We start from the raw sequence: 429 nt of genomic DNA on the forward strand, positions 1-429 counted from the left end.
AGCTGCCACCACGTCCGGAGGATCTGGCTTCCCATCCCGAGGATGTAGCGGACGAGGTCGACTTTCGTGTCGCCTTTCGGCTCCCAGTCGACGGGGAAGTCGGCGACCCGAAAGCCCGCGCGCTGGGCGCGGACGAGCATCTCCGTGTCCCAAAACCAGTGGTTGTCCTCTACGTCGTCGCGGAGCGCTTCGAACGCCTCGCGGCTGAACGCCTTGAAGCCGCACTGGTGGTCGCGGAGGTCCGAGCGGAGAACCAGGCGGACGAGGCCGTTGTATGCGCGACTCGGCACGCCGCGTTTCCGCGGACGGTCGGCGACGCGGTCGGGCATCCAGCGCGACCCGGTCGCGGCGTCGTACTCGCCGGAGCGGACGCGCTCGACCAGCTCTTCGAGGTGTCGCATGTCCGTGGCGAGGTCCGTGTCGAAGTAG

1 pseudogene is annotated in these 429 nt (G+C 68.3%); it reads right to left on the reverse strand.

The features are described 5' to 3' along the window. Positions 1-429, reverse strand: a pseudogene (locus tag DVK06_RS18120) (glycosyl transferase); the annotation flags it as partial.

Source organism: Halorubrum sp. Atlit-28R, from assembly GCF_003665955.1.
In the GTDB taxonomy this organism is placed as follows: domain Archaea; phylum Halobacteriota; class Halobacteria; order Halobacteriales; family Haloferacaceae; genus Halorubrum; species Halorubrum tropicale.